24 protein-coding genes are annotated in these 25,704 nt (G+C 68.3%); 19 read left to right on the top strand and 5 right to left on the bottom strand.

Features of this window, described 5'->3' with window-relative positions:
• Positions 1 to 16 precede the first annotated feature (16 nt).
• Both OHT21_RS13350 and OHT21_RS13345 read right to left on the bottom strand, forming a co-directional pair.
• The gene (locus tag OHT21_RS13350) at positions 17 to 391 is read right to left on the bottom strand and encodes a hypothetical protein (RefSeq protein ID WP_328768491.1); all 375 of its coding nucleotides are present in this window, start codon (positions 389 to 391) and stop codon (positions 17 to 19) included.
• A gap of 315 nt (positions 392 to 706) precedes the next feature.
• Positions 707 to 1,261: a hypothetical protein gene (locus OHT21_RS13345; protein WP_328768490.1), complete on the bottom strand. Its 555-nt coding sequence runs from the start codon at positions 1,259 to 1,261 to the stop codon at positions 707 to 709.
• Between the two features lie 2,009 nt (positions 1,262 to 3,270).
• On the opposite strand from OHT21_RS13345, the gene OHT21_RS13340 reads away from it, so the two are divergent.
• The 6 genes from OHT21_RS13340 to OHT21_RS13315 all read left to right on the top strand — a co-directional run bounded on the left by OHT21_RS13340 (position 3,271) and on the right by OHT21_RS13315 (position 10,479).
• Entirely contained in the window at positions 3,271 to 4,269 is a 999-nt protein-coding gene (locus tag OHT21_RS13340) for an ABC transporter permease (RefSeq protein WP_328768489.1), read from the top strand.
• A gap of 59 nt (positions 4,270 to 4,328) precedes the next feature.
• On the top strand, positions 4,329 to 6,077 hold the full coding sequence (locus OHT21_RS13335; protein ID WP_443050358.1) for an ABC transporter substrate-binding protein: 1,749 nt from the start codon (positions 4,329 to 4,331) through the stop codon (positions 6,075 to 6,077).
• 68 nt (positions 6,078 to 6,145) lie between these two features.
• Complete coding sequence (locus tag OHT21_RS13330; RefSeq protein ID WP_328768486.1) at positions 6,146 to 7,153, top strand: ABC transporter permease; 1,008 nt, start codon at positions 6,146 to 6,148, stop codon at positions 7,151 to 7,153.
• Entirely contained in the window at positions 7,150 to 8,247 is a 1,098-nt protein-coding gene (locus tag OHT21_RS13325; RefSeq protein ID WP_328768485.1) for an ABC transporter ATP-binding protein, read from the top strand. Before OHT21_RS13330 ends, OHT21_RS13325 begins: the two co-directional genes overlap by 4 nt.
• Positions 8,244 to 9,506, top strand: coding sequence for an ABC transporter ATP-binding protein (locus OHT21_RS13320; RefSeq protein ID WP_328768484.1), 1,263 nt, complete (start codon positions 8,244 to 8,246; stop codon positions 9,504 to 9,506). The genes OHT21_RS13325 and OHT21_RS13320 overlap by 4 nt, the downstream gene beginning before the upstream one ends.
• A 124-nt stretch (positions 9,507 to 9,630) precedes the next feature.
• Entirely contained in the window at positions 9,631 to 10,479 is an 849-nt protein-coding gene (locus OHT21_RS13315; protein ID WP_328768482.1) for a thioesterase family protein, read from the top strand.
• A 124-nt stretch (positions 10,480 to 10,603) separates the two neighbouring features.
• Here the strand turns inward: OHT21_RS13315 and OHT21_RS13310 are convergent, their stop codons facing one another.
• Positions 10,604 to 11,221, bottom strand: a complete 618-nt coding sequence (locus tag OHT21_RS13310) for a TetR family transcriptional regulator (RefSeq protein ID WP_328768481.1) — start codon at positions 11,219 to 11,221, stop codon at positions 10,604 to 10,606.
• Positions 11,222 to 11,346: 125 nt separating this feature from the next.
• Between OHT21_RS13310 and OHT21_RS13305 the strand changes: the two genes are divergently transcribed.
• Genes OHT21_RS13305 through OHT21_RS13295 form a run of 3 tightly spaced genes read left to right on the top strand, consistent with a single transcriptional unit; the run spans position 11,347 to position 13,072 of the window.
• Positions 11,347 to 11,541: a hypothetical protein gene (locus tag OHT21_RS13305; RefSeq protein ID WP_328774460.1), complete on the top strand. Its 195-nt coding sequence runs from the start codon at positions 11,347 to 11,349 to the stop codon at positions 11,539 to 11,541.
• Positions 11,542 to 11,572: 31 nt separating this feature from the next.
• Complete coding sequence (locus OHT21_RS13300) at positions 11,573 to 11,851, top strand: DUF4190 domain-containing protein (protein ID WP_328768479.1); 279 nt, start codon at positions 11,573 to 11,575, stop codon at positions 11,849 to 11,851.
• A gap of 51 nt (positions 11,852 to 11,902) precedes the next feature.
• A complete protein-coding gene (locus tag OHT21_RS13295; RefSeq protein ID WP_328768478.1) occupies positions 11,903 to 13,072 on the top strand; it encodes a cysteine desulfurase family protein in 1,170 nt (389 codons plus the stop codon).
• A gap of 31 nt (positions 13,073 to 13,103) precedes the next feature.
• Here OHT21_RS13295 and OHT21_RS13290 read toward each other — a convergent pair whose 3' ends face one another.
• On the bottom strand, positions 13,104 to 13,886 hold the full coding sequence (locus OHT21_RS13290; protein ID WP_328768476.1) for an N-acetylmuramoyl-L-alanine amidase: 783 nt from the start codon (positions 13,884 to 13,886) through the stop codon (positions 13,104 to 13,106).
• A 60-nt stretch (positions 13,887 to 13,946) separates the two neighbouring features.
• Here OHT21_RS13290 and mnmA point away from each other — a divergent pair, with 60 nt between their 5' ends.
• Positions 13,947 to 15,071 (top strand): tRNA 2-thiouridine(34) synthase MnmA, encoded by a 1,125-nt coding sequence (gene mnmA, locus OHT21_RS13285; RefSeq protein WP_328768475.1) that lies wholly within the window; start codon positions 13,947 to 13,949, stop codon positions 15,069 to 15,071.
• 19 nt (positions 15,072 to 15,090) lie between these two features.
• Here the strand turns inward: mnmA and OHT21_RS13280 are convergent, their stop codons facing one another.
• Positions 15,091 to 15,414, bottom strand: coding sequence for a DUF427 domain-containing protein (locus tag OHT21_RS13280; RefSeq protein ID WP_328768474.1), 324 nt, complete (start codon positions 15,412 to 15,414; stop codon positions 15,091 to 15,093).
• Between the two features lie 87 nt (positions 15,415 to 15,501).
• Between OHT21_RS13280 and OHT21_RS13275 the strand changes: the two genes are divergently transcribed.
• The 9 genes from OHT21_RS13275 to OHT21_RS13235 all read left to right on the top strand — a co-directional run bounded on the left by OHT21_RS13275 (position 15,502) and on the right by OHT21_RS13235 (position 25,701).
• Positions 15,502 to 16,305, top strand: a complete 804-nt coding sequence (locus OHT21_RS13275) for a class I SAM-dependent methyltransferase (RefSeq protein ID WP_328768473.1) — start codon at positions 15,502 to 15,504, stop codon at positions 16,303 to 16,305.
• A complete protein-coding gene (locus OHT21_RS13270; RefSeq protein WP_328768472.1) occupies positions 16,302 to 16,841 on the top strand; it encodes a TIGR00730 family Rossman fold protein in 540 nt (179 codons plus the stop codon). Before OHT21_RS13275 ends, OHT21_RS13270 begins: the two co-directional genes overlap by 4 nt.
• 7 nt (positions 16,842 to 16,848) lie before the next feature.
• Positions 16,849 to 17,547, top strand: a complete 699-nt coding sequence (locus tag OHT21_RS13265; RefSeq protein ID WP_328768471.1) for an SDR family oxidoreductase — start codon at positions 16,849 to 16,851, stop codon at positions 17,545 to 17,547.
• A 49-nt stretch (positions 17,548 to 17,596) separates the two neighbouring features.
• Complete coding sequence (locus OHT21_RS13260) at positions 17,597 to 18,616, top strand: methionine synthase (RefSeq protein ID WP_328774070.1); 1,020 nt, start codon at positions 17,597 to 17,599, stop codon at positions 18,614 to 18,616.
• Between the two features lie 15 nt (positions 18,617 to 18,631).
• Complete coding sequence (ligA, locus tag OHT21_RS13255) at positions 18,632 to 20,839, top strand: NAD-dependent DNA ligase LigA (RefSeq protein WP_328768470.1); 2,208 nt, start codon at positions 18,632 to 18,634, stop codon at positions 20,837 to 20,839.
• A 258-nt stretch (positions 20,840 to 21,097) separates the two neighbouring features.
• Positions 21,098 to 23,530, top strand: a complete 2,433-nt coding sequence (locus OHT21_RS13250) for a putative bifunctional diguanylate cyclase/phosphodiesterase (protein WP_328768469.1) — start codon at positions 21,098 to 21,100, stop codon at positions 23,528 to 23,530.
• Between the two features lie 123 nt (positions 23,531 to 23,653).
• Positions 23,654 to 23,950, top strand: coding sequence for an Asp-tRNA(Asn)/Glu-tRNA(Gln) amidotransferase subunit GatC (gene gatC, locus OHT21_RS13245; RefSeq protein ID WP_165339132.1), 297 nt, complete (start codon positions 23,654 to 23,656; stop codon positions 23,948 to 23,950).
• Positions 23,951 to 23,956: 6 nt separating this feature from the next.
• Positions 23,957 to 25,462, top strand: coding sequence for an Asp-tRNA(Asn)/Glu-tRNA(Gln) amidotransferase subunit GatA (gene gatA, locus OHT21_RS13240; protein ID WP_328768468.1), 1,506 nt, complete (start codon positions 23,957 to 23,959; stop codon positions 25,460 to 25,462).
• Positions 25,459 to 25,701 (top strand): hypothetical protein, encoded by a 243-nt coding sequence (locus OHT21_RS13235; RefSeq protein ID WP_328768467.1) that lies wholly within the window; start codon positions 25,459 to 25,461, stop codon positions 25,699 to 25,701. Before gatA ends, OHT21_RS13235 begins: the two co-directional genes overlap by 4 nt.
• The last annotated feature ends 3 nt before the right edge of the window (positions 25,702 to 25,704 follow it).

The raw sequence follows: 25,704 nt of genomic DNA, 5'->3' as shown, positions 1-25,704 counted from the left end.
CGTCCCGGTGGGCGTATCAACCGCGGCAATACTTCGCCCGGGCCTTGGCCGCGAGGGAGTTCACGCTGACCCGGTCCGTGCAGTTCACCGCCCCCTTCGCAAGACTGGTCCAGCTGACGGCCTTCCCGGTCATGGGTGAGCCGTAGCCCGTGCCCTGCGCGTTGCAGGTCTTCGGGGTGTACGAGCCTGAGGCCTTCGTGGTTCCCGCGAAGAACACGGTGGGACCGGCCTTGACGCGAGCAGTGACGGTAGCCGAGGCCGGCGTGACCTTGCCGGCAGCGACCAGATTGAGGCGCGTCTTCGCCTTGAGGCTCGCGAGTGCCTTGGCAGGCTTGACTGATCCGCTGACGGAAGCCTTGACCGTGGCGATGCGGGCCGACTTGACCGTCACCGTGGCGGTCTCCCCGTGCGCCGGCGTACCGAACCATGTTTCAGCACAAGTGCCTTGGTCGCGTCGCGCCAGGTGATCGAGGTCTTGCCCGGAGTGCACACCTTCACTGCTTCGGTGCTGCTGTGGCCGAGGTGGCTCCAACGACAGGAAGCGCCAGGGCGCCCGCCAGCAGGATTGCTCTCACTGTTCGCTCCCGCATCGTTCCCCGTTATCATTCTGTTTTTGATTTCCCGGGTCCCGATTGGGTGACAGAGATTTTTCCGTCACCCAATCGAAATTCCTCGGTTCTTATGTTTTCTGGAGCTCAGATCGCCATCAGGGCTTGGGTGTGCAGCCGTTCGTGCTCCTGGTCTGACATTCTGCCCAGTGCATCGAGGAAGTGATGGCGGTCAGCTTGCCCATGGTCCCGACGAAATACTGCTTGCAGTCGCCACCCTCTCGCCACTTTTCGATGTTGAACCTGCGGTACTCGACCATGGGGCGCGTGTATCCGCGCTTCTTGGAGTCGACGACCATCTTGTTGGTCACGGTGACGCCCTTGGTGACGCTCTTCGTCACATCGTAGGAGGTCTTGGCCTCGACCTGGCCGATGCCCCAGTTCACGCTGCCGCCGGCCTCGGCCCCCCAGGTCGACGAGCGAGTGGTGCTCCTCGTTACCGAAATCGACAGAGTGGACTTGGAGGAGCTGCTGTTGTACTTGCTGTTCGTCGGGCCCGTGGCCTTGTACGTGGGCGAGCCGAACCTCTCCACCTTGTAATAGGTGGAGGGCTGGCAGGCCGCCGCGGCGGGCGTTGCGGTTGCCGGAATGATGGCGAAGCTGCCGACAACGAGAGCGGCGCTAGTTCCCACTGAGTAGAGCGCACGCTTCATGGCCGTATTCATTTGATCCCCGTTTCCACTGATTGGCGCTTCCGGTCAATTGGTTGCGCTGACGAAGAAGAAATTAATCACTCCCTGCGGACCCAGCAAGCGTATTGCTTGGAAAGCTTGTTGCCATCCTCAAGGGATCCTCAAATTTGCATGAGTGAAATCTGGTCGGTTTTCTAGTAAATCTTTCGATTTGTTCGTTCTGCGGCGTGGGGTGAAAGGTGGATGTGGGGGTGATTCGGACGCGTACAGGGGCCTATGTGATGTCAGTCACATGGTGTTGCGTACTGGGGTCCGGGGGAGGGAGACGTGCCTGTGCCTTTCGGTGAGCGAAGCGGAGGAGGGGCGGGCGGCTCGTGTATTCGGCTTGCTGGTTGCCGTCTTCGGGCGCATATTCGCCGTGGGATCCGAGGTCCCGAAGGATGCGCTGCGGGGGCGAGAATGGCGTAGCAGGCCAGGTGCGCGGGCGGTTCGGTGACGGGATGGTGACGTCCAGGGTTCCCAAGGGAGCGGCGGCCTGCTCGTCGATCGCGTCGACTCGCTGTTGCGTGGCTGTCTATCGGGGGACCTTCTCGCTGCCCTGGGCGAGTCCGCGCTGTGACAGGGACTCTTGCCCATTGCCCGGCCGGGGAGTGCTGACGGCGTTGGGGCTGTGCAACCTGTCTCTCTGGTCCTGGCACAGGCCCCGGCGGGCGGTACGGCTACCCTCCGGCACGCGGCGGTTACCGAGCCACAGGGCCGCGCACTGGAGGGCCGGCCGGATTCTGATTGCCTTTGCCGGCAGCTCACTTGGAACGCCTGGCTCCGGAACCGGCGGTGGGTGCCAGGCTCTGTATGTCAGGGCATGGCCACCGGACCTTGGTCGGGGCGGGAGGTCGTGATCGGTTACACCGCGAGAGGGGGTGCCATCACAACCAGCGCCACTGCCCGCACAACCGCACGGGTAGGAAATGGCAGTCGTCTGCGCACTGGTCGCTCGTGGCGTCGTCTGGTGTCGATGCCGCTCCGGCAGGATCGGTGCGCTTCCGGATCCCGCCACCATGCGACTCGGCACGGGCAAGCCGCTCAGTCCTGACCAAATTCGGCGGGCACCCTGCAGTGCACCTGCTCCCCGATGGCGACTTCTGTACGTGCCCTCCCGGTGCGAGGAGGTCGCTCAGACCGAGTCCGCTTCCGGTCTCTGCCTCCGAGCTGTCGAACGGCGTCGTTCGGCGCCTGGGGGGGGGCGCCCGGGTCCGGGTCGTGGACGTTCACAGCGACGCCGTACAACGTCACGTAGACCTCCACCACAAGCGATACGTAATCGCCGTAGGCGCGCACCGAGTTGCCGACGCGTTCGGAGAGGGCGAGTTGCGCGGAGTCGACAGCGTCGGCCTCGATGCCCTGCGCCGGCAGTCCTGCTCGGGTCAATTGCCGTACGGCGCACAGGTTCTGCGCGGAGGCAGGGACGTGTGCAGCAAAGCCGTGGGGCCGCAGACAAGGGTAGAAGCCGAGGGAGGCTGGTGTGGGAGGCGAGGTGAGGTGGGTGAGGGGTCGGATGGAACGCGCAACGGTGGCCTCCTTGGCGTCGGTTGGAATGGCACCGGTGGAATGGCACCGGCCGTCGCGCCTGCGTGATCGTCCGGACCGTCTGGCGCCACACTTGCCGAGCCTGCTGCGGCTGTTGAAAGTGTGACGGGCGGTCGACGTCCCGCTGTGGTCTCCGCGTAACGTCCATACTTCTTCGCGCGTAGATGGCGGCGGATGGTAGAGAAATTCAATGATTTAGTAACTATGTCTTAACTGTCCCACGTTCGGGGGGCGTTACCCGGTGTTCGGATAACGGAATCTCCAGTACTGCATCACGGTTGTGCATACTTTCTTCGCCAGGCCTGGCGAGTGATCGCGACGACGTTGAAGACTCCCCAGTCAGGCATGGGATCGATCGATCCCATGATCGAGCACATGTCGACAAAGCCGTAATCCACGGCAGTTGTAGGCCGGTCACCACCGGCGAGAGGGGTCGGGCCACTGTGACCGCACCGATCGAGACCACCGGCGCGCAGGCCGAGGCGCGGCCGGAGGCTGTACTCGTCGGCGCCGAGAAGGGGCAGATCGAGGGTCGTTCCCTGGGACAGATCGCCTGGTCCCGTTTCAAGAAGGACAAGGTGGCCGTCGCTGGCGGGATCATCGTGATCCTGCTGATTCTTCTCGCGATCCTCTCCCGTCCCATCCAGGCCCTGTTCGGTCTGGACCCCAACGCCCTCAACCAGGACCTGATCGACCCCAACACCTCGCTGCCCGAAGGTGACTTCGGCGGCATGAGCTGGGATCACCCGCTCGGTGTGGAGCCGAAGTTCGGCCGGGACATCGCCACCCGCATCCTTGAGGGTTCCTGGGTCTCGCTGGTCGTCGCCTTCGGCGCCACGATCCTGTCGAACGTGATCGGCGCGGTCCTCGGGGTGGTGGCCGGCTACTACGGCGGCCGGGTCGACACGATCATCAGCCGGCTGATGGACACCTTCCTGGCGTTCCCTCTCCTCCTGTTCGCCATCGCCATCTCGGCCACCCTGCAGGGCGGTGCCTTCGGGCTGGAAGGCCTGCCGCTGCACATCAGCGTGCTGGTCTTCGTCATCGGCTTCTTCAACTGGCCCTACCTGGGCCGTATCGTGCGGGGCCAGACGCTGGCCCTGCGTGAGCGGGAGTTCGTCGACGCCTCGCGGGGAATGGGGGCCAAGGGGCCCTATATCCTCTTCCGGGAGCTGCTGCCGAACCTCGTCGGCCCGATCATCGTCTACTCGACGCTGCTCATCCCGACCAACATCCTCTTCGAGGCGTCCCTGAGCTTCCTCGGCGTCGGCATCCAGCCCCCGCAGGCATCCTGGGGCGGCATGATCAACCAGGCGGTCGACTACTACCAGGTCGACCCCCAGTTCATGATCGTGCCTGGTCTGGCCATCTTCGTGACCGTCCTGGCGTTCAACCTGCTCGGCGACGGTCTCCGTGACGCTCTCGACCCGCGCAGCCGCTGACCCGCGGCTGCGGTGCGAGTCCAACAGGTTTTCCAACAATGGAGGGGAAGCGGACCATCATGCGAAGGTCAACGCTGGCCGCGGTCGCGGCAATCGGCAGTGCGAGCCTGCTGCTCTCGGCATGCAGCAAGGCCGATGACGGCAATGAGAACGGAAAAAAGTCGGCTGGGGCCAACGCAGCGACCAAGGGCGTCGTCAACGCCTCCACCCAGAAAGGGGGCACGGTCACGTACGAGTACTCGGACGTGCCGGACTCCTTCGACCCCGGCAACACGTACTACGCGTACATGTACAACCTCAGCCGGCTCTACGCCCGCCCGCTGATGACCTTCAAGCCCGGGGCGGGCGAGGCGGGCAACGAGCTCGTCCCGGACCTCGCCGAGAGCGCGGGTGTGCCCGGCGACGGCGGCAAGACCTGGACGTACAAGCTGCGTGCGGGCCTGAAGTACGAGGACGGCACGCCGATCACCTCGAAGGACGTCAAGTACGCCGTCGAGCGCTCCAACTTCGCGCGTGACGTGCTCTCCCTCGGCCCGAACTACTTCCAGCAGTTCCTCGACGGCGGCGACAAGTACAAGGGCCCCTACAAGGACAAGAGCGACGAGGGCCTGAAGTCCATCGAGACGCCCAACGACACCACGATCGTCTTCAAGCTCAACCGCGCCTTCCAGGAGTTCGACTACCTGGTCGCGACACCGCAGACGGCTCCGGTGCCCAAGGCCAAGGACAAGGGCATCGACTACGTCAAGAGCATCGTGTCCTCGGGCTCGTACAAGTTCGAGAGCTACGACGAGGGCAAGCAGGCCGTCCTCGTCCGCAACGAGAACTGGGACCCGAAGACGGACCCGCTGCGCAAGCAGTACCCGGACAAGATCGTCGTCAAGCTCAAGGTCAACGCCGAGACGGTCGACCAGGACGTCCAGTCCGGTGACGCGATCGACCTCGGTGGTACCGGTGTCCAGGCCGCGACGCAGGCCAAGGTCGTCAACAACGCGGACCTGAAGGCGAACACCGACAACACCTACGGTGGCCGTCTCGTCTACATGGCGATCAACAACCAGGTCGCGCCGTTCGACAAGCTCGAGTGCCGCAAGGCCGTCCAGTACGCCATCGACAAGGTCTCCGTGCAGACCGCCGAGGGCGGCCCGATCCGCGGTGACATCGCCACCACCGTCCTTCCGCCGGACATCCCGGGCTACCAGAAGTCGGACGTCTACGCCACGGACGGCAAGAAGGGCGACGTCGCCAAGGCCAAGGAGCAGCTGAAGGCCTGCGGCAAGTCGACCATCAGCACCAACATCTCGGCGCGCAGCGACCGTCCGCAGGAGATCGACGCGGCCACCGCGATCATCGCCTCGCTGAAGAAGGCCGGCATCAACGCCTCCCTCAAGCAGTACCCGTCGGGCAAGTACTTCACCGACTATGCGGGTGTGCCGAGCTTCGACAAGAAGCAGAACATCGGTCTGCACATGATGCAGTGGGGTGCTGACTGGCCGTCCGGCTACGGCTTCCTCCAGCAGATCCTGCACGGTGACGCGATCGGTGCGTCAGGCAACACCAACCTCTCCTACATCAACGACAAGCAGATCAACGAGATGCTGGAGAAGGCCATCGCGACGGAGAGCGACACCGAGCGCAACAGCCTGTACGCCCAGATCGACAAGCGTGCGATGGACCAGGCCGCCCTCGTGCCGCTGACCTACTTCAAGGTCCTGCTCTACCGCCCCGCCAACTTCACCAACCTGGTGTCCTCGGCGGCCTTCAGCGGTCAGTACGACTACCTCAACATCGGCACGACCAAGAAGTAGCCCCGGAAGGCAGGTGAAGGCATTGGTGCCCGCGGGCTTCGCGGCCCGCGGGCACCAGCGCCGGTCCCGTGATCTCGTACATCCTCCGTCGGACGCTCGCGGCAGTGATCCTGCTGCTGGTCGTCACCGCGGTCACCTTCGCGATCTTCTTCCTGCTGCCACGGCTGGCCGGCCAGACCGCCGACCAGCTCGCGCAGCAGTACATCGGAAAGAGCCCGACGAAGGCCGACATCGCCGCGGTCAAGCAGAACCTCGGTCTGGACCAGCCCCTGTACGTCCAGTACTGGCACTTCATCAAGGGGATCGTGGCCGGCGCCACCTATGACCTGGGCCCCACCACGGCGCACTGCAACGCGCCGTGCTTCGGCTACTCCTTCAAGAACCACGTCGAGGTCTGGCCGCAGCTCACCTCGCGCCTTCCGGTGACCCTCTCGCTGGCTGCCGGTGCGGCCGTGCTGTGGCTGGTGTCCGGTGTGCTGATCGGCGTGATCTCCGCGCTCAAGCCCCGCAGCTTCTTCGACCGCACGTTCATGGGCGTCGCGCTCGCCGGCGTCTCGCTGCCCATGTTCTTCACGGGCAACCTGGCGCTGCTGCTCTTCACCTTCCAGTGGCCGATCTTCGGCCGTACCTACGTACCGTTCACCGAGAATCCGGCCCAGTGGGCCAACACGCTTTTCCCGGCATGGTGTTCGCTCGCTCTGCTGTACTCCGCCATTTATGCGCGGCTCACCCGTTCGGGCATGCTGGAGACGATGAACGAGGACTTCATCCGCACCGCCCGCGCCAAGGGCCTGCGTGAGCGCAAGGTTGTGGCCCGGCACGGGCTGCGGGCCGCGCTGACTCCGATCATCACCGTCTTCGGTATGGACCTGGGCCTGCTGCTCGGCGGCGCCGTGATCACGGAGACCGTGTTCTCGCTGCCCGGCATCGGCCAGTACGCGGTGCAGGGCATCACCGACAACGACCTGCCCCCGATCCTCGGCGTCACCCTGTTGGCCGCCCTCTTCGTCGTGATCGCAAATCTCCTGGTGGACCTGCTCTACGCCGCCGCCGACCCACGCGTGAGGCTCTCGTGACCGAACTCTCCAAGACCGGCGCCGCCGTGGGCGAGCCCACGAGCTCACTCTCGAACGGGCCCGACGCCTTCCTCGCGGTCCGCGACCTCAAGGTGCACTTCCCCACCGACGACGGCCTGGTCAAGTCCGTCGACGGGCTCAGCTTCGAGGTGGAGAAGGGCCAGACCCTCTGCATCGTGGGCGAGTCGGGCTCCGGAAAGTCCGTCACCTCGCTGGCGATCATGGGCTTGCACCGGCTCGGGGCACGCGGCAAGAACGTCCAGATGTCCGGCGAGATCTGGCTTGGCGGCAAGGAGCTGATCTCGGCCGAGCCGGACGAGGTGCGCCGACTGCGCGGCCGCGAGATGGCGATGATCTTCCAGGACCCGCTGTCCGCGATGCACCCGTACTACACGATCGGCAACCAGATCGTGGAGGCGTACCGGGTCCACCACGACGTCAACAAGAAGACCGCGCGCAAGCGGGCCGTCGAGATGCTCGACCGGGTCGGCATCCCCGAGCCCGGCAAGCGCGTCGACGGCTATCCGCACGAGTTCTCCGGCGGTATGCGTCAGCGCGCGATGATCGCCATGGCGCTGGTCAACAACCCTGAACTGCTCATCGCGGACGAGCCGACGACCGCCCTCGACGTGACCGTCCAGGCGCAGATCCTCGACCTCATCCGGGACCTGCAGAAGGAGTTCGGCTCAGCGGTTGTCCTCATCACCCACGATCTGGGCGTGGTCGCCGAGATCGCCGACGACGTCCTGGTGATGTACGGCGGCCGGTGCGTGGAGCGCGGCTCCGTCGATGACGTCTTCGAGCGTCCGCAGCACCCGTACACCTGGGGTCTGCTGGGCTCGATGCCGCGCATCGACCGGGAGACCTCCGACCGACTGATCCCGGTCAGCGGCCAGCCGCCGAGCCTGATCAACGTCCCCTCGGGCTGCGCCTTCCATCCCCGCTGCCCGTACGCGGACATCCCCAAGGGCGATGTCACCCGTACCGTGCGTCCGGAGCTCCAGCCGGTCGGCAGCGGACACTTCTCCGCCTGCCACCTCTCGGCGGAGGACCGTACGCGGATCTGGACCGAAGAGATTGCGCCGAAGCTGTGAGTGAGACGAAGAAGACGGACGAGGCGAAAGCGGGCGTGGCCACGGCGCCTGCCCAGGCCTCCGCTTCCGACAACCGGGAGGTGCTGCTCAAGGTCGAGGGCCTGCAGAAGCACTTCCCGATCCGCAAGGGCGTCCTCCAGCGCCAGGTCGGCGCGGTCAAGGCGGTCGACGGCATCGGCTTCGAGGTACGCAGGGGCGAGACCCTCGGCGTGGTCGGCGAGTCCGGCTGCGGCAAGTCGACCATGGGCCGGGTCATCACGCGGCTCCAGGACCCGACGGGCGGCTCGATCCACTTCGAGGGCAAGGACATCACGCGCCTGGACACGGCCGGGATGCGTCCGCTGCGGCGGGACATCCAGATGATCTTCCAGGACCCGTACGGCTCCCTGAACCCGCGGCACACCATCGGTGGCATCGTTTCGGCGCCGTTCCGGCTCCAGGGCATCGAGCCCGAGGGCGGCGCGAAGAAGGAGGTCCAGCGGCTCCTGGAGCTGGTGGGTCTGAGCCCCGAGCACTACAACCGCTACCCGCACGAGTTCTCCGGCGGTCAGCGCCAGCGCATCGGCATCGCCCGAGCGCTCGCACTGAAGCCGAAGCTGGTCGTGGCCGACGAGCCGGTCTCCGCGCTCGACGTGTCGATCCAGGCGCAGGTCGTGAACCTGCTGGACGACCTCCAGCAGGAGCTGGGCCTGACGTACGTGATCATCGCGCACGACCTGTCCGTCGTACGCCATGTCTCGGACCGTATCGCGGTGATGTACCTCGGCAAGATCGTCGAGCTCGCGGACCGCGACTCGCTCTACAAGGCGCCGATGCACCCGTACACCAAGGCGCTGATGTCGGCCGTGCCCATCCCGGACCCCCGGCGCCGGGCCGCCAAGAGCGAGCGCATCCTGCTCAAGGGCGATGTGCCCTCGCCGATCTCGCCGCCGAGCGGCTGTCGCTTCCACACCCGGTGCTGGAAGGCCACGGAGATCTGCGCCACCAAGGAGCCGCCGCTCCTCGAGCTGAGGCCGGGTCAGCAGGTGGCCTGCCACCACCCGGAGAACTTCGAGGACCAGGCCCCGCAGGACACCGTCCTGCTGACCGCCGCGAAGGAAGCGGCGGAGTTGGTGGCCGACGAGGTGCTCGCGGAGTCGGCGGAGACCTCGGCTGCGGTCGCGGCGCAGGTGGGGGACACGTCGGGCGAGGAGCGCGAGGATTCCGGTGCCGAGAAGGATTCCGGTACCACCAAGGACTCCGGGTCCTCCAAGGAGTAACTTCCGCGGTGCGACAGGACGGGAGAGCGCGTGTGCGCTCTCCCGTTTCTGTGTGTGGGGAGATGTCACGTGGCCGAAATCTCAAAAGCTACTGCTTAGTAGTTAGTTGTTGTACCGTTCAGGCATGTCAGAAGCAGCTCTCGTACAGGCAGCGATCGGCGACAGCGAGTTCGACCGCGACACCGCGGTCACGCGCCGCGCACCCGGCGTCTACGACATCGACCTGTCCGCCGGTTGGACGATCATCAACGCCGTCAACGGCGGTTACCTGCTGGCCGTTCTGGGCCGCGCCCTCGCGGACACCCTGCCGCACGGCGACCCGTTCACGGTCTCCGCGCACTACCTGACCGCATCCGAGCCGGGTCCGGCGGTCGTCCGCACGGATGTCGTACGCACCGGCCGTACCCTGTCGACAGGTCAGGCCTCCCTCTTCCAGTACGACGAGGCAGGCCGGGAGGTCGAGCGGATCCGCGTACTCGCCTCCTACGGGGACTTGGACGCGCTCCCCGACGACGTACGCACGTCGGCGAAGCCGCCCGCGATTCCGCCGCTGGATCAGTGCTTCGGGCCCGCCGACTCGCCCGCTCCCGTCCCCGGCAGCTCCGCCATCACCGACCGGCTGATGCTCAAGCTCGACCCCTCCACCCTGGGCTGGGCTCTCGGTTCGCCGTCCGGCAAGGGGGAGATGCGGGCGTGGTTCGGGCTCGCCGACGGCCGGGACGCCGACCCCTTCTCGCTGCTCCTCGCGGTCGACGCGCTGCCGCCGACCGCCTTCGAACTGGGCCTGTCCGGCTGGGTTCCGACCGTCGAGCTGACCGTGCACATCCGCTGCCGCCCGGCGCCGGGTCCGCTGCGGGTCTCAATCACCACGCGCAACCTCGCCGGCGGTTTCCTGGAGGAGGACGCCGAGGTCTGGGACAGCGCGGACCGGCTGGTGGCGCAGTCTCGACAGCTTGCGCGGGTCAGGCTCTGACCTATTGCAGGTAGGCCTGTTGCAGGTAGGCCTGTTGCACGCAGGCCTGTTGCTCGCAGGACGGCGAAAGGGCGCGTACGGCAGCTTCGTACGCGCCCTTCGTGTGCGTCCTGCTGAGGGGATGTCACCCCAACCAGTGCCGGCGGCCGACCGCGATCAGGCGCATTCGGCGGGTCGCCACCCGGAGGACCTGGTCCTGCTCCTCGGGGGACGCGTCCAGGAGGTTGGAGGCGGTCATCAGCATCTGGTCGACGTACAGGCCCGCGAGCATCAGCAGGTCGTCGTCGCTCCAGTCGGCCGACTCCGGGTGCTTGGCCAGTGCGGTCCTCACCTCCTCGGTGAACCGCGTGAGTTGCTCCGCGATCGCGGCCCGGACTTTCTGGACACCACCATTCCGTTCGCGGGCGATAAAGCGGATGTGGGCTGGGTACTCGCGCACGTGACGGGCGATCAGCTCGACGGCGCGCTCGATACGTTCGTCGCCGTCGCCGGCCGCTGACACCGTGCCGGCGATCATCGTGTGCAGGCTGCCCAGTGCCTCCTCTACCAGGGCCACCCCGAGATCGGCCGTCGAGGGGAAGTGCCGGTAGAAGGCGGTCGGGGCGACGCCCACGGCCCTGGTGACCTCACGCAAGCCCAGACTGCTGAGGCTCTGCTCCTCAAGCAGGGCCAGCGCGGCGTCCAGGAACGCCTGCCTCGTCTTCTGCTTCTGGGCCTGCCGGACGCCGAGGGTGTGACTCATGCCATGCAGTTAACAACTGTTCTCTGTGATTTGGAAAGTCCTGCACGCGCTAGACTCGCAAGTCAGTGAACAACTGTAGCTACAATCGTTCACCGAACCGAACGGTGACCTTCATCCAGCAACGAATGCGCCCCCACGATCACGAGAGGCATCCCATGCTGTTCCTCGTCGCGGCACTTCTGCTGCTGGGCGTCGTCCTGGGCACCGTGGCCCACGCGCCGCTCCCCTTCACTCTCGTCGCCGCCGCGGTCATCGGCGCCTGGCTGGCCGTCTTCGCGGTCCGCGAGCGTCATTCGCGCCGCCGCGAGAACACCAACTGACCACGTCCCTACGCCTGTTGGGAGCAGACCCATGCAACTCACCACCGCCGCGCCCCAGCGCCGTAACGCCGTCCGTCGCGACGCCGACGGCATGGCCGTGGCGTCCTTCATCCTGGGACTCGTGGGCCTTCTGGTCTTCAACATCTTCCTGGGCCCCATCGCCATAGTCCTGGCGTCCGTGGCCCTCTACCGCAACACCACCCGCCCCGGCCGCGCCTACCTGGGCCTGGGCCTCGGCATCGCCGACCTCCTGGTCCTGGCGGCCTTCATGTCGGCGGACAACACCTTGTCGTGGAGCCTCGGCGGCTGACGGACCGGCCCGGCGGAGCCAGGAAACAGCGGGCTCTAGAATTGGGCCACCATGGCATACCTCGACCACGCCGCGACCACCCCGATGCTCCCGGAGGCGGTCGAGGCAATGACCGCCCAGCTGGGCGTCACCGGCAACGCCTCGTCCCTGCACGCAGGCGGCCGCCGCGCGCGGCGGACCGCAGAGGAAGCCCGTGAAACCCTGGCGGCAGCCCTCGGCGCACGCCCCAGCGAGGTGGTCTTCACCTCCGGCGGCACCGAGGCCGACAACCTCGCCGTCAAGGGCCTGTACTGGTCCCGCCGCGACGCCGACCCGGCCCGCACGCGGGTCCTGGCCAGCCCTGTCGAGCACCACGCCGTCCTCGACGCCGTGCACTGGCTTGGCGAACACGAGGGCGCCACGGTCGAGTACCTCCCGGTCGATCCGTACGGCCGCGTCCACCCCGAAGCCCTGCGCGAGGCCATCGCCCGTAACCCCGACGATGTGGCCCTCGCCACGATCATGTGGGCGAACAACGAGATCGGCACGGTGCTGCCGGTTCGCGAACTGGCCGACGTCGCCGCCGAGTTCGACATCCCGCTGCATGCCGACGCCGTCCAGGCCTTCGGCCAGGTCCCCGTCGACTTCGCCGACTCCGGTCTCGCAGCGATGACGGTCTCGGGCCACAAGATCGGCGGCCCGTACGGCATCGGCGCCCTGATCCTCGGCCGCGAGTACAGCCCCGTGCCGGTCCTGCACGGCGGTGGCCAGGAGCGTCACGTCCGCTCCGGGACGCTGGACGTGCCGGCCGTCGCCGCGTTCGCCGTCGCCGGGCGGACCGCCGCCGAGCAGCGCGAGTGGTTCGCCCGGGAGATCGGTGCGCTGCGGGACGACCTGGTCGACGCCGTACGCAAGGCCGTCCCCGACGCCATCCTCGGCGGCGACCCGGCGACTGAGGGCCGACTGCCCGCGAACGCCCACTTCACGTTCCCCGGCTGCGAGGGCGACTCACTGCTCCTCCTACTCGACGCCCAGGGCATCGAGTGCTCCACCGGCTCGGCGTGCACGGCGGGCGTCGCCCAGCCCAGCCATGTCCTCCTCGCCACCGGCACCGACCCCGACCTGGCCCGCGGCACTCTTCGCTTCTCCCTCGGCCACACCTCCACGGACGCGGACGTGGAGGCGGTCGCCAAGGCGATCGGACCGGCGGTGGAGCGGGCACGGACGGCGGGGCTCAGCTGACGAAGTACGTGTTGATGGAACGTGACGTGCCCTATGCCTGCGTGCTGCGCGCCTCTCGCACCATCCGCATGTACTTTTCCCAGTCCCAGCCGTCCCCAGGGTCCGTATGGGTCGCCTGCGGCACCTCCACATGCCCGAGGATGTGCTTCCGGTCCACGGGTATCTTGTGCCGCGCACATATCCGGGCGGTCAGCCGTGCCGAGGCGCGGTACATCTCGTCCGTGAAGTCCTCCGGACGCTCCACGAAGCCCTCGTGCTCGATGCCGATGCTCCGCTCGTTGTAGTCGCGGTTGCCCGCGTGGTACGCCACGTCCAGCTCGCGGATCATCTGGGCGACGTGCCCGTCCTTGCGGAAGATGTAGTGCGCCGCCGCGCCGTGCGCCGGGTTCTGGAACACCTTCACCGCCGAGTCGAAGCTGCCCTGGGTGACATGGATGATGACCATGTCGATCGAGTAGTCCGCGGGCCGGTCCGCCATCCGCCAGTTCGCCGACGACGCGGCGACCCACTGGGCGCCCGCGAAGTCGACCTCTCCCTCCTTCCGCGGCTTGCGCATGCCAGGGATCTTCCACATGTCCCGGGCCATCCCCTCGCGCATGGCGCCGTCCTGCGTCAACTGGTCCCAGCCCAGAACGGCCCCGCCCACGGCAGCCGCGGTCCCACCGACGATCAGCGCCCGCCGGCCGATGGGCCGCCCGTCCTCCTTCTCCCGGCGGTGTCTGCGAGGGGACTCCTGCCGAGGCTCCGGCAGGGACTCCTCCCGGGAGTCCGCAGCCCGCAGACCTGACCACTGATTCGTCCAGTCCTCTCCCATGAAAGGGCCAACGGATACCCGCGGGCCCCGGTTCCCGGGGACCCGTACCCTGGAAGGGTTATGACAGAGATCTCACAGCGCCCCCTCCGCGTACTCGCCGCCATGTCCGGCGGTGTGGACTCCGCCGTCGCCGCCGCCCGCGCCGCGGAAGCAGGCCACGACGTGACCGGTGTCCACCTCGCCCTTTCGGCGAACCCGCAATCGTTCCGCACGGGCGCGCGAGGCTGCTGCACCATCGAGGACTCGCGCGACGCCCGCCGCGCCGCGGACGTGATCGGCATCCCCTTCTACGTCTGGGACCTCGCCGAGCGTTTCCGCGAGGACGTGGTCGAGGACTTCGTCGCCGAGTACGAGGCCGGACGCACCCCGAACCCCTGCCTGCGCTGCAACGAGAAGATCAAGTTCGCGGCCCTGCTCGACAAGGCCCTCGCTCTGGGCTTCGACGCCGTCTGCACCGGCCACTACGCCAAGGTGATCGTGAACGACGACGGCACGCGCGAGCTGCACCGCGCCTCCGACATGGCCAAGGACCAGTCGTACGTCCTCGGAGTCCTCGACGACCGCCAGCTCGCGCACGCCCTCTTCCCGCTCGGCGACACGGTCACGACGAAGGACGAGATCCGCGTGGAGGCCGAGCGCCGGGGCCTGGCCGTCGCCAAGAAGCCGGACTCGCACGACATCTGCTTCATCGCGGACGGCGACACCCAGGGTTTCCTCGCGAACCGGCTGGGCAAGTCGGAGGGCGACATCGTCGACGAGTCGGGTGACAAGCTGGGCACCCACGACGGCGCGTACGGCTTCACGATCGGCCAGCGCAAGGGGCTTCGCATCGGCACGCCTGCCCCCGACGGCAAGCCGCGCTACGTCCTCGACATCTCGCCGGTGAACAACACGGTGACCGTCGGCCCCGCGGCCTCCCTGGACGTCCGCGCCCTGACGGCCATCAAGCCCCGCTGGTGCGGCGCGGCCCCCACCGGCCCCGGCACGTACACGGCCCAACTCCGCGCCCACGGAGGCGAGACGACGGTCACGGCCGAACTCGTCGACGACTCCCTGGAGGTCACCTTCACCGAGCCCGTCCGCGGCGTCGCCCCTGGCCAGGCGATCGTCCTGTACGACGGCACGCGCGTGGTGGGCTCGGCGACGATCGCGACTACGGTGCGGGCGACGTCGGCGGTTGCTTGATCGGCCTGGTCGGCGTCGGTCAGATGACTTCTACTTCGTAGAAGCACACGTGGTTCCTGATGTCCGCGACCTCCGGCTTCGGGTCCGGGTAGGTCCAGACGAGGTCGGGGGCGCCGGGGAGTGACCAGTAGGACGCGTCGCCCTTGAAGGGGCAGTGGGTGTGGGTGTTCGAGGGCGTCAGCAATTCGGTGCGTACGTCCTCGATGGGCAGGTAATAGCGCACGGGGAAGCCTGTTTCGCGTAGCAGCAGCGGGCGTGTACTCTCCGCGAGCACCTGTCCGTCGTGCACCACGCGTACGTGCTCGGTGCCTTGCTCGACGGTGATGCGGTGGCCTGCGGTCATGTTCCGGCTCCTCGGGTGGGGGTCTCACCGGGTGCAGCGCACGCCGCCGGCGGATTCTTCCCTGACGTCGTCCGATCGGGAGTCCCTATGGGAGCCACGCGACTGACCCGCTACCGCAAGAGCCTTGCCCATCAAGTGACTTACGCGCTGAAGCACCCGGAGAAGGTGCCCCCGTACGCCCGTCGGGCCGCGCGTGACGCCTGGCTGCGGCTCCGGTATCGCGACCACATCGCGTACTACCGGGCCGTGATGGCCTCCGACGCCGCGCGCAGCACGGAGGCGGCGGTGGGCCACAATCCGTCACGCGAGCGGTGGGAGCAGCTCGGGCGGATGCAGTTCGACTACCTGGTGAAGCACGGGCTGAAGCCGCAGCACAGGATGCTGGAGATCGGCTGCGGGAACCTGCGCGCCGGGCGGCTCTTCATCGGCTACCTGGAGAGCGGCAACTACTACGGGCTCGACATCTCGCCGGACATCCTGATCGCGGCCCAGGACACCCTCGTACGCGAAGGCCTCCAGGACAAACTGCCCCATCTGACGCTCACGGACGATCTGACCTTCGCATTCCTGCCCGACGCGTCCTTCGACGTGGTGCACGCGCACAGCGTGTTCTCGCATTCGCCGCCGGACGTCATCGAGCAGTGTCTGGCCAACGTGGGCCGCGTACTCGCGCCCGGAGGGTGGTTCGACTTCACCTTCGACCGGACCGAGGGCCGCGAACACCAGGTGCTGCACGAGGACTTCTACTACCGCACCGAAACGCTGGTCCAACTAGCCGCGAAACACGGCCTTTCGGCCAAGTTCATGGACGACTGGGAGAAGCTGCCCCACGGTCAGTCGAAGCTCCGCGTGACCGCGATGTCAGAGGCGGCCCGTACGGTGAAGTCGTGAATATCTGCGTCTTCCTCTCTGCCGCCGAACTCGACGAGCGCTATACGCGCCCCGCCCGCGAGTTCGCCGAACTCATCGGCAAGGGCGGGCACGCCCTGGTGTGGGGCGGTTCGGATGTCGGGCTCATGAAGGTCGTCGCCGACGGGGTGCAGGAGGCGGGTGGGCGGCTGATAGGGGTCTCCGTGGAGTTCCTGGCGGCCAGGACCCGGCCGGCCGCCGACGAGATGGTCGTGGCGCGCGACCTCGCGGAGCGGAAGAGACTGCTTCTGGAGAAGGCCGACGCCGTGGTGATCATGGTCGGCGGTACCGGCACGCTGGACGAGGCGACGGAGATCCTGGAACTGAAGAAGCACGGCCACACCACCAAGCCGGTGGTGCTGCTGAACACGGCGGGCTTCTACGACGGCCTCAAGGAGCAGTTCCGGCGCATGGAGGACGAGGGCTTCCTGCCGGTGCCGCTGACCGACCTGGTGTTCTTCGCCGAGGAGCCGGTGGGAGCGCTGGCCTACCTGGAGGAGTCGTTCGGCCAGCGGTGATGCGAGCATGGCGGGCATGGCTACACATGTGATCACCGGGGCCGGTTCCGGTATCGGCGCGGCCGTCGCCCGCCGGCTTCACGCGCGCGGGGACGAACTCGTGCTGCACGCGCGCGACGCGGGCCGCGCGAAGGAGCTGGCCGCAGAGTTCCCGGGGGCGAAGACCCTGGTCGGCGACCTCGCGGACCCGGACCGGCTGTCCTGGGCGTTCTCGCACCAGACCTTGCCCGACCGGATCGACTCGCTCATGCATATCGCGGGCGTCATCGACCTCGGCACGGTCGGCGAGCTGACCCCCAAGACCTGGCGCCATCAGCTGAACGTCAACCTGATCGCGCCGGCCGAGCTGACCCGGCACTTCCTGCCCCAACTCCGCGCCGCCCAGGGGCATGTGATCTTCGTCAACTCCGGCTCCGGCCTCAACGCAGGCCGCGAATGGTCCGCGTACGCCGCCTCCAAGCACGGTCTGAAGGCCCTCGCCAACTCGTTGCGCGAGGAGGAGCACGCGAACGGCGTCCGCGTCACCTCCGTCTACCCGGGTCGTACCGCCAGCCCCATGCAGGCCAAGGTCCACCAGCAGGAGGGCAAGGAGTACGACCCCGCGAAGTGGATCGACCCCGAGTCGGTGGCGACGACGATCCTGATGGCCCTGGACCTGCCGAGGGACGCGGAGGTCAACGACCTGACGGTGCGGCCGGGGCGCTGACCGCGCCCTCACGATTCCGTACGCTTCCGGCGTGAGCGACACTTCCCGCGTGAGCGAAAACAGCGAGTTCAGGCCCGGTCCCGCGACCGGGATCGGGTCGATGCCGGGCCAGGACGCCCGGGAGGCCGCCAAGACCGTGACCGGGACCCTTGAGGGGCCGGAGACGGGGATGCCGTATCTGGCGGAGCTGCCGGCCCGGGGGCCCGGGGCCGACATGATCGGGCGTACCGCCGGGATGCTGGTCGAGCTGTACGCGCGCGTGGAGCCCAGCGGATGGCGGATCGGGGACCGGCCGGGGCGGGACACCCGGCGGGCCAGGGCCTGGCTCCGTCAGGACCTCGACGCGCTGGAGGAATTCACGCAGGGGTACGAGGGGCCGCTGAAGGTGCAGGCGGTGGGGCCCTGGACGCTCGCGTCGGCGCTGGAGCTGAAGAACGGCCAGGCGGCGTTGTCCGACGCCGGTGCGTGCCGGGATCTCGCCGGGTCGCTCACCGAGGGACTGCGCGCCCACCTCGACGACGTACGGCGGCGGGTGCCCGGCGCCGAGATCGTGCTGCAACTCGACGAGCCCTCGCTCGTCGCCGTCCTGCGCGGGCAGGTGAAGACCGCGAGCGGTTACCGCACCCACCGGGCCGTGGACCGCCAGGTCGCCGAGAGCACGCTGCGGGACGTCGCCGGCGTGCAGGACGAGGGGCCCGTGATCGTGCACACCTGCGCCCCCGATGTCCCGTTCGCCCTGCTGCGGCGGGCGGGGGCTTCCGCGATCTCCGTCGACTTCGGTCTCCTCACCGAGCGTGACGACGACGTGATCGGGGAAGCAGTGGAAGGGGGCACGAAGCTGTTCGCGGGCGTCGTGCCGGGCACGGACGGCCCATTGTCAGACCCTGCCGGTAGCGTCATGGGTGTCAGGACGCTGTGGCGCAGGCTGGGGCTGAATCCGGGGCTTCTCGCGGAGTCGGTCACGGTCACTCCGACGTGCGGGCTCGCGGGTGCTTCGCCCGAGTACGCGCGCCGGGCGCTCGCCCGCTGCGTCCAGGCGGCGAGATCCCTCGCGGACAACCCAGAGTAACGGGAGGACGACACGGTGGCCGGCGACAAGGACGCACAGACTGGCTCGACTGCGGGGCCCGTGCCCGCCGAGGCACGGGAGAAGCACGCCCAGCTCGCGGAGCAGATCGAGGAGCACCGCTTCCGGTACTACGTGAAGGACGCGCCGGTCATCAGCGACGCGGAATTCGACCGGCTGCTGCGCTCCCTGGAGGCTCTGGAGGACGAGTATCCCGAGCTGCGCACCCCCGATTCGCCGACCCAGAAGGTCGCGGGGGCGTACGAGACGGACTTCACGGCCGTCCAGCACCGCGAGCGCATGCTGTCGCTGGACAACGCCTTCGATGACGCGGAGCTCGCAGCCTGGGCCGAGCGCGTCGCGAAGGAGGTCGGCACCTCCGACCACCACTTCCTGTGCGAGCTGAAGGTGGACGGCCTCGCCGTCAACCTCACCTATGAGCACGGCCGTCTCACCCGCGCGGCGACCCGCGGCGACGGCCGCACGGGCGAGGACATCACACCGAATGTCCGGACGATCGCCGAGATCCCCGACCGCCTGAGGGGCGACCGCATCCCCGACCTCGTGGAGATCCGCGGCGAGGTCTACTTCCCGATGGAGAAGTTCCAGGAGCTCAACGCCCGCCTGGTGGAAGCCGGCGACAAGCCCTTCGCCAACCCGCGCAACGCCGCCGCGGGTTCACTGCGCCAGAAGGACCCCCGCGTCACCGCCACCCGCCCGTTGCACATGGTCGTGCACGGCATCGGCGCCAGAGCAGGCTTCGACGGACTCGACCGGCTCTCGCAGGCCTACGACCTGCTGCGCGAATGGGGCCTGCCGACGACCCCGTACAGCAAGGTCGTCGACGACCTGGACGGCGTACGGGAGTTCATCGCGTACTACGGCGAGAACCGCCACTCCGTGCAGCACGAGATCGACGGCGTCGTCGTGAAGCTCGACGAGATCCCCCTCCAGGGCCGCCTCGGCTCGACCTCGCGCGCCCCGCGCTGGGCGATCGCGTGGAAGTACGCGCCGGAGGAGGTCAACACCAAGCTGGTCAACATCCGTGTGGGCGTGGGCCGCACGGGCCGTGTCACTCCGTACGCGCAGGTGGAGCCGGTCACCGTGGCGGGCTCCGAGGTCGAGTTCGCGACGCTGCACAACCAGGACGTGGTCAAGGCCAAGGGCGTCCTCATCGGCGACACGGTGGTGCTGCGCAAGGCCGGTGACGTCATCCCGGAGATCCTCGGCCCGGTCGCCGATCTGCGCGACGGCAGCGAGCGGGAGTTCGTGATGCCGGCCGAGTGCCCCGAGTGCGGCACACCGCTGCGGCCGATGAAGGAGGGCGACGTCGACCTGCGCTGCCCCAACGCGCGTACGTGCCCAGCCCAGTTGCGCGAGCGCCTCTTCTACCTCGCGGGACGCAAGGCGCTGGACATCGAGAACTTCGGATACGTCGCCGCCGCCGCGCTCACCAAGCCTCTGGAGCCGGCCGAGCCGCCGCTGAAGGACGAGGGCGACCTCTTCGACCTCACCATCGAGCAGTTGCTGCCCATCAAGGCATACGTCCTCGACCAGGACAGCGGCCTGCCGAAGCGGGACCCGGAGACCGGTGAGGAGAAGGAAGCCTGGGTCTTCGCCAACAAGGAGGGCGGGCCGCGGAAGAACGCGCTGGCGATGCTCGAGAACATCGAGGCCGCCAAGCAGCGCCCGCTCGCCCGTATCCTCACCGGCTTGTCGATCCGTCACGTGGGACCGGTCGCGGCCGAGGCGCTGGCCCGCGAGTTCCGCTCTGTCGACCGTATCGAGCAGGCCACGGAGGAGGAGCTTGCCGCCACCGAGGGAGTCGGCGCCATCATCGCGGCCTCCCTGAAAGAGTGGTTCGCGGTGGACTGGCACCAGGAAATACTGCGCAAGTGGCGGGCCGCCGGTGTCCGGATGGCGGAAGAGAGTTCGGGCGAGGACGAAGGACCGCGCCCGCTCGAAGGCCTCACCGTCGTCGTCACCGGAACGCTCGAACACCACACACGGGACGGCGCGAAAGAGGAACTCCAGAGCCGGGGTGCGAAAGTGACCGGATCGGTTTCGAAGAAGACGTCTTTCGTGGTCGTAGGTGACAATCCTGGATCGAAGTACGACAAGGCGATGCAGCTCAAAGTGCCTGTTCTGAACGAGGACGGCTTTGCCGTTCTGCTCGAACAAGGGCCGGAAGCAGGCGCTGAAGTCGCACTTCCGATCGAGGAGTAGGGATTGAAGGCCACCCGTTCGGCGCATACCAGATGCATGCGGGTGGCCTGGTCGCATTCGGGCAACCGTAGACGACCGGTGCCCGTAGAAGCCTTCTGCGGCCTACTGTTGAGATGTGCGCCTGCCGTGCCCAGCTGCGGTTGGGGCATCTTCCGCTCGTCAAGAGCGGGGGAAGAGTTTTCAGACGCGGTGCCGTTGAGGGTGTGTCGGGCATCGGGCCGCGTGGCGTGGGCACCGCCGGCTGTGAGAGGGACGGGAATGGAACCGACCGAGAGCGCCGCCCCGGACTCACGGCTGCGCCCGCGCTGGGTGACCGGCGTGCGGAGATGGGGGGCGTCCCTGGGGGCCGTCGGCCAGCGAGCCGTGGGTGGGCAGCGCAATGGAGTGGACGCGCAGGCGCCGGGCACGGACGCGCGCGGACAGGGGCGTGGGCAGGGCCAGATGAGCGCCGGCTCCGGGCTCGGGAATCCCGGCACCCGCTCCGGGCTCGGGAACCCTGGCACCCGCTCCGGGCTCGGGAACCCCGGCACTCGCCCCGCACTTGGGATGCCGGGCCGGGAGAGCACGGGTTCCGGGCTGGGAACATCCGGTCAGGGGAGCGCCGGCGCTGGGCACGGGCTGCCGGGACACGAATCCGAGCGGCACACGTACTGGCCCACCCTGCCCACCGCGGTCGTCGCGGCGGCCGGGTTCGTACTCGGCGCGGGCTTCTTCCGGGGACTCACCGGGCATCAGGCGCTCTTTCCGTCCGGCTCCGTCGGCTGGTCGCTCGCGGTGCTGGTCGGCATCATCGTCGGGCATCTGGTGGCGCTCGGCCGCGCCCGCTGGTGGGGCGGCACGGGCTCCGGCGCGGCCCTCACGCTCGCCGTCCTGCTGCTGTACGGCTGGGTGCCGGCCGGAATGGTCAGCCTCACCGTCGTCGTGCTCGTCGGCATAGCCCGACGGCACCGCTGGCGGCAGGGCGTGCTGCAAGGCGCGGTGGACATTCTCGGCATCGGCGGCGGTGCGCTGGTGCTCGCCGTGTTCGGCAGGGTCCCGTCCGTGGAGGAGCCCTGGAACCCGGAGAGCTGGACCGTCTACACCGCGCCCGAGGTGGTGTTGGTGGCCGTCGCGTACCTCGCTGTGACGCGCGCGCTCCTCTGGTACCTCCATGCGCCCCGTGCCGGAGTGCCGACTGTCGCCCGTACCGCCCTGGTCAGACACGGGCTGGTGGCCGTGGCGCTGCTCGGTATCGCCCCGCTGATCTGCGTCGTCGCCATGTCCCTCCCCGTACTGCTGCCGCTCTTCGCGATCCCCCTGATCGCGCTCGACTTCAGCCTGTGGATTGCCCGCGCCCGCGCTGAGGAACAACTGCGCGACCCGCTCACCGGGCTGCCCAATCGTCAGTGGCTCCTCGAACGCACCTGGACGGCGCTCGAGGACGCCGAGCGGATCGGTGCGCGTTCCGCGCTGATGCTGATCGACCTGGATCGTTTCCGGTCCGTGAATGACACGCTGGGGCATCTCGCGGGGGACCGGCTGCTGTTGCAGATCGCGGATCGGCTGCGGCTGGCGTTGCCGCGCGGGGCGGAGGCCGCGCGGCTCGGCGGTGACGAGTTCGCCGTACTGCTGCCCGTGGCCGACTCGACGACGTCCGCGACGCGGGTGGCTCGTAATCTCGTCGCCGCGCTCGGCTCGCCGCTGGATCTCGACGGGCTGACGCTCGTACTGGAGGCCAGTGCGGGGCTCGCCGTCTTCCCCGATCACGCGCTGGACGCGGAGGGGCTGCTGCGGCGGGCGGACGTCGCGATGTACCAGGCGAAGCGGGACCGTACGGGCGTGGAGGTGTACGAGTCCAAGCGGGACTCCAACACCCCCGACCGGCTGGGCCTGTTGGGGGATCTGCGCCGGGCCCTGGATTCCGGGGACGTCGAGCTGCACTACCAGCCGAAGGTCCGCTTCGACGGGCAGGTGGCTGGGCTCGAGGCGCTCGTACGGTGGGTGCATCCCGAGCGCGGGAAGGTGCCGCCGGACGAGTTCATAGCGATCGCCGAGTCGTCCGGACTGATGCCGCACCTCACGGAGTACGTGCTGGAGACGGCGCTCGGGCAAGTGGCCCGCTGGCGGGCTCAAGGGCTTTATGTGCCCGTGGCCGTGAATGTGTCGCCGCGCGATGTGCACACGCCTGGGTTCGCGGGATCGGTCGCCGCGCGGCTCGCACGGCACGGAGTCCCGGCGGGGGCCCTGCAGTTGGAGATCACCGAGCATGTGCTGCTCGAGGATCCGCACCGGGCCGCGGCCACGCTGGCCGCGCTGACCGGGCACGGCGTGAAGATGTCCCTCGACGACTTCGGGACCGGGTACTCCTCGCTGGTGCATCTGCGCCGGCTGCCCGTGAGCGAGCTGAAGATCGACCGGTCCTTCGTGGCCCGGCTGGCCGTCGACACGGAGGACGCCGAGATCGTCCGCTGCACCGTCGACCTCGCTCACTCGCTGGGGCTTCTCGTCGTCGCCGAAGGCGTGGAGGACGACGAGACGTGGGAGCGGCTCCGGGACCTCGGATGCGATGCGGTTCAGGGGTGGCTCGTCGCCGCGGCGATGCCCGCGGAGGAGACCACCGCGTGGCTCCGGGCTCGTGGATCCCGGGGGTGGCAGCGGCCACGGGCCGCCTTGCCCGCGGCTGCGGCGGACGATCCGGGGCGGGTCGTTTAGGGACCCCTCAGGGGCACGGTGCTCCACAGGGCGGGGGGCAGAACGGAAACCCGGGCGCAGCCACCCGCACCGGCGCCATAGGATTGGCGCAAAGCACACACACTCACCCCTGAGGATCGCTGCATGCCTGGCATCACGCGCGAGGAGGTCGCCCACCTCGCACGGCTGGCGCGTCTGGAGCTGAAGGGCGAAGAGCTCGATCACTTCGCCGGTCAGCTCGACGACATCATCGGCGCGGTCGCCCGCGTCAGCGAGGTCGCCGACCAAGACGTACCGCCGACCTCCCACCCGCTGCCGCTGACGAACGTCATGCGCGCGGACGAGGTCCGTCCGTCGCTCACCCCCGAGCAGGCGCTGTCCGGCGCCCCTGCCCAGGAGCAGCAGCGTTTCAAGGTGCCGCAGATCCTGGGGGAGGAGTAACCCGACATGACGGACAACAACGTCACCATCATCAAGCTCACCGCCGCCGAGATCGCCCAGAAGATCGCCGCCGGCGAGCTCACGGCCGTGCAGGTCACCGAGGCCCACCTGGCCCGTATCGAGGCCGTCGACGAGAAGGTGCACGCCTTCCTGCACATCGACCGGGAGGGCGCCCTCGCCCAGGCCCGTGGCGTCGACGAGAAGCGGGAGCGAGGCGAGAAGCTCGGTCCCCTCGCCGGCGTACCGCTCGCGCTCAAGGACATCTTCACCACCGAGGGGATTCCGACCACCGTCGGTTCGAAGATCCTCGAGGGCTGGATCCCGCCGTACGACGCGACCGTCACCCAGCGGCTGAAGGCCGCCGACGTCGTCATCCTCGGCAAGACCAACATGGACGAGTTCGCCATGGGGTCCAGCACCGAGAACAGCGCGTTCGGGCCGACCGGCAACCCGTGGGACCTGACGCGCATCCCCGGCGGCTCCGGCGGCGGGTCCTCCGCCGCCCTCGCCTCCTTCCAGGCCCCGCTCGCCATCGGCACCGACACCGGCGGCTCCATCCGGCAGCCCGCCGCCGTCACCGGCACGGTCGGCGTGAAGCCGACGTACGGCGGAGTGTCCCGGTACGGCATGGTGGCGTTCTCGTCGTCCCTCGACCAGGGCGGGCCCTGCGCCCGTACGGTCCTGGACGCGGCCCTCCTCCACGAGGTGATCGCCGGTCACGACCCCCTCGACTCGACCTCCATCGCCGCGCCCGTACCGCCCGTCGTCGAGGCCGCCCGCAACGGCTCCGTCGCGGGGATGCGCGTCGGCGTCGTCAAGCAGTTCCGCGGCGAGGGCTACCAGGCCGGTGTCGTCCAGCGCTTCGATGAGTCGGTCTCGCTCCTCAAGGAGCTGGGCGCCGAGATCGTCGAGCTGGACTGCCCGTCCTTCGACCTGGCGCTGTCCGCGTACTACCTGATCGCGCCGTCCGAGTGCTCCTCCAACCTCGCCCGCTTCGACGGCCTGCGCTACGGCCTGCGCACCGGCGACGACGGCAGCCGCTCCGCCGAGGACGTCACCTCCCTCACCCGTGAGGCGGGCTTCGGAGACGAGGTCAAGCGCCGCATCATGCTCGGCACGTACGCCCTGTCGAGCGGCTACTACGACGCGTACTACGGCAGCGCCCAGAAGGTCCGTACGCTCATCACCCGCGACTTCGAGAAGGCCTTCGAGCAGGTCGACGTGATCGTCTCGCCGACGACGCCGACCACCGCCTTCCCGATCGGCGAGCGCGCCGACGACCCGATGGCGATGTACCTCGCGGACCTGTGCACCATTCCGACCAACCTGGCGGGCAACGCCGCCATGTCGCTGCCCTGCGGTCTCGCGCCGGAGGACAACCTCCCGGTCGGTCTGCAGATCATCGCCCCCGCGATGCAGGACGACCGCCTTTACAAGGTGGGCGCCGCGGTCGAGGCCGCCTTCGTGGAAAGGTGGGGACACCCGCTGATCGAGGAGGCTCCGTCGCTGTGAGCAAGGCACTGTCGAAGGCCAAGGGCTTCAAGAAGTCGAAGTCCGGCACGTACCTGTCCATCGCCACGACCGCGTTCGGCGCGATCGGTGTCGCCAAGCAGATCAAGAAGGCGCGCATCGAGAACGACACACTGCGGCTCGTCGACGCCGTGGTGACCGCCGCCGGCGTCGTCACCGGTCTCGCACTGCTCTACCGCGAGCTGAAGCGGCTGGGCGACGACGACGTCCTGCTGGGCTGAGAG

Origin of the sequence: Streptomyces sp. NBC_00286, assembly GCF_036173125.1 — a bacterium.
Classification (GTDB): domain Bacteria; phylum Actinomycetota; class Actinomycetes; order Streptomycetales; family Streptomycetaceae; genus Streptomyces.
This window is presented reverse-complemented; position numbering and strand designations above follow the sequence as displayed.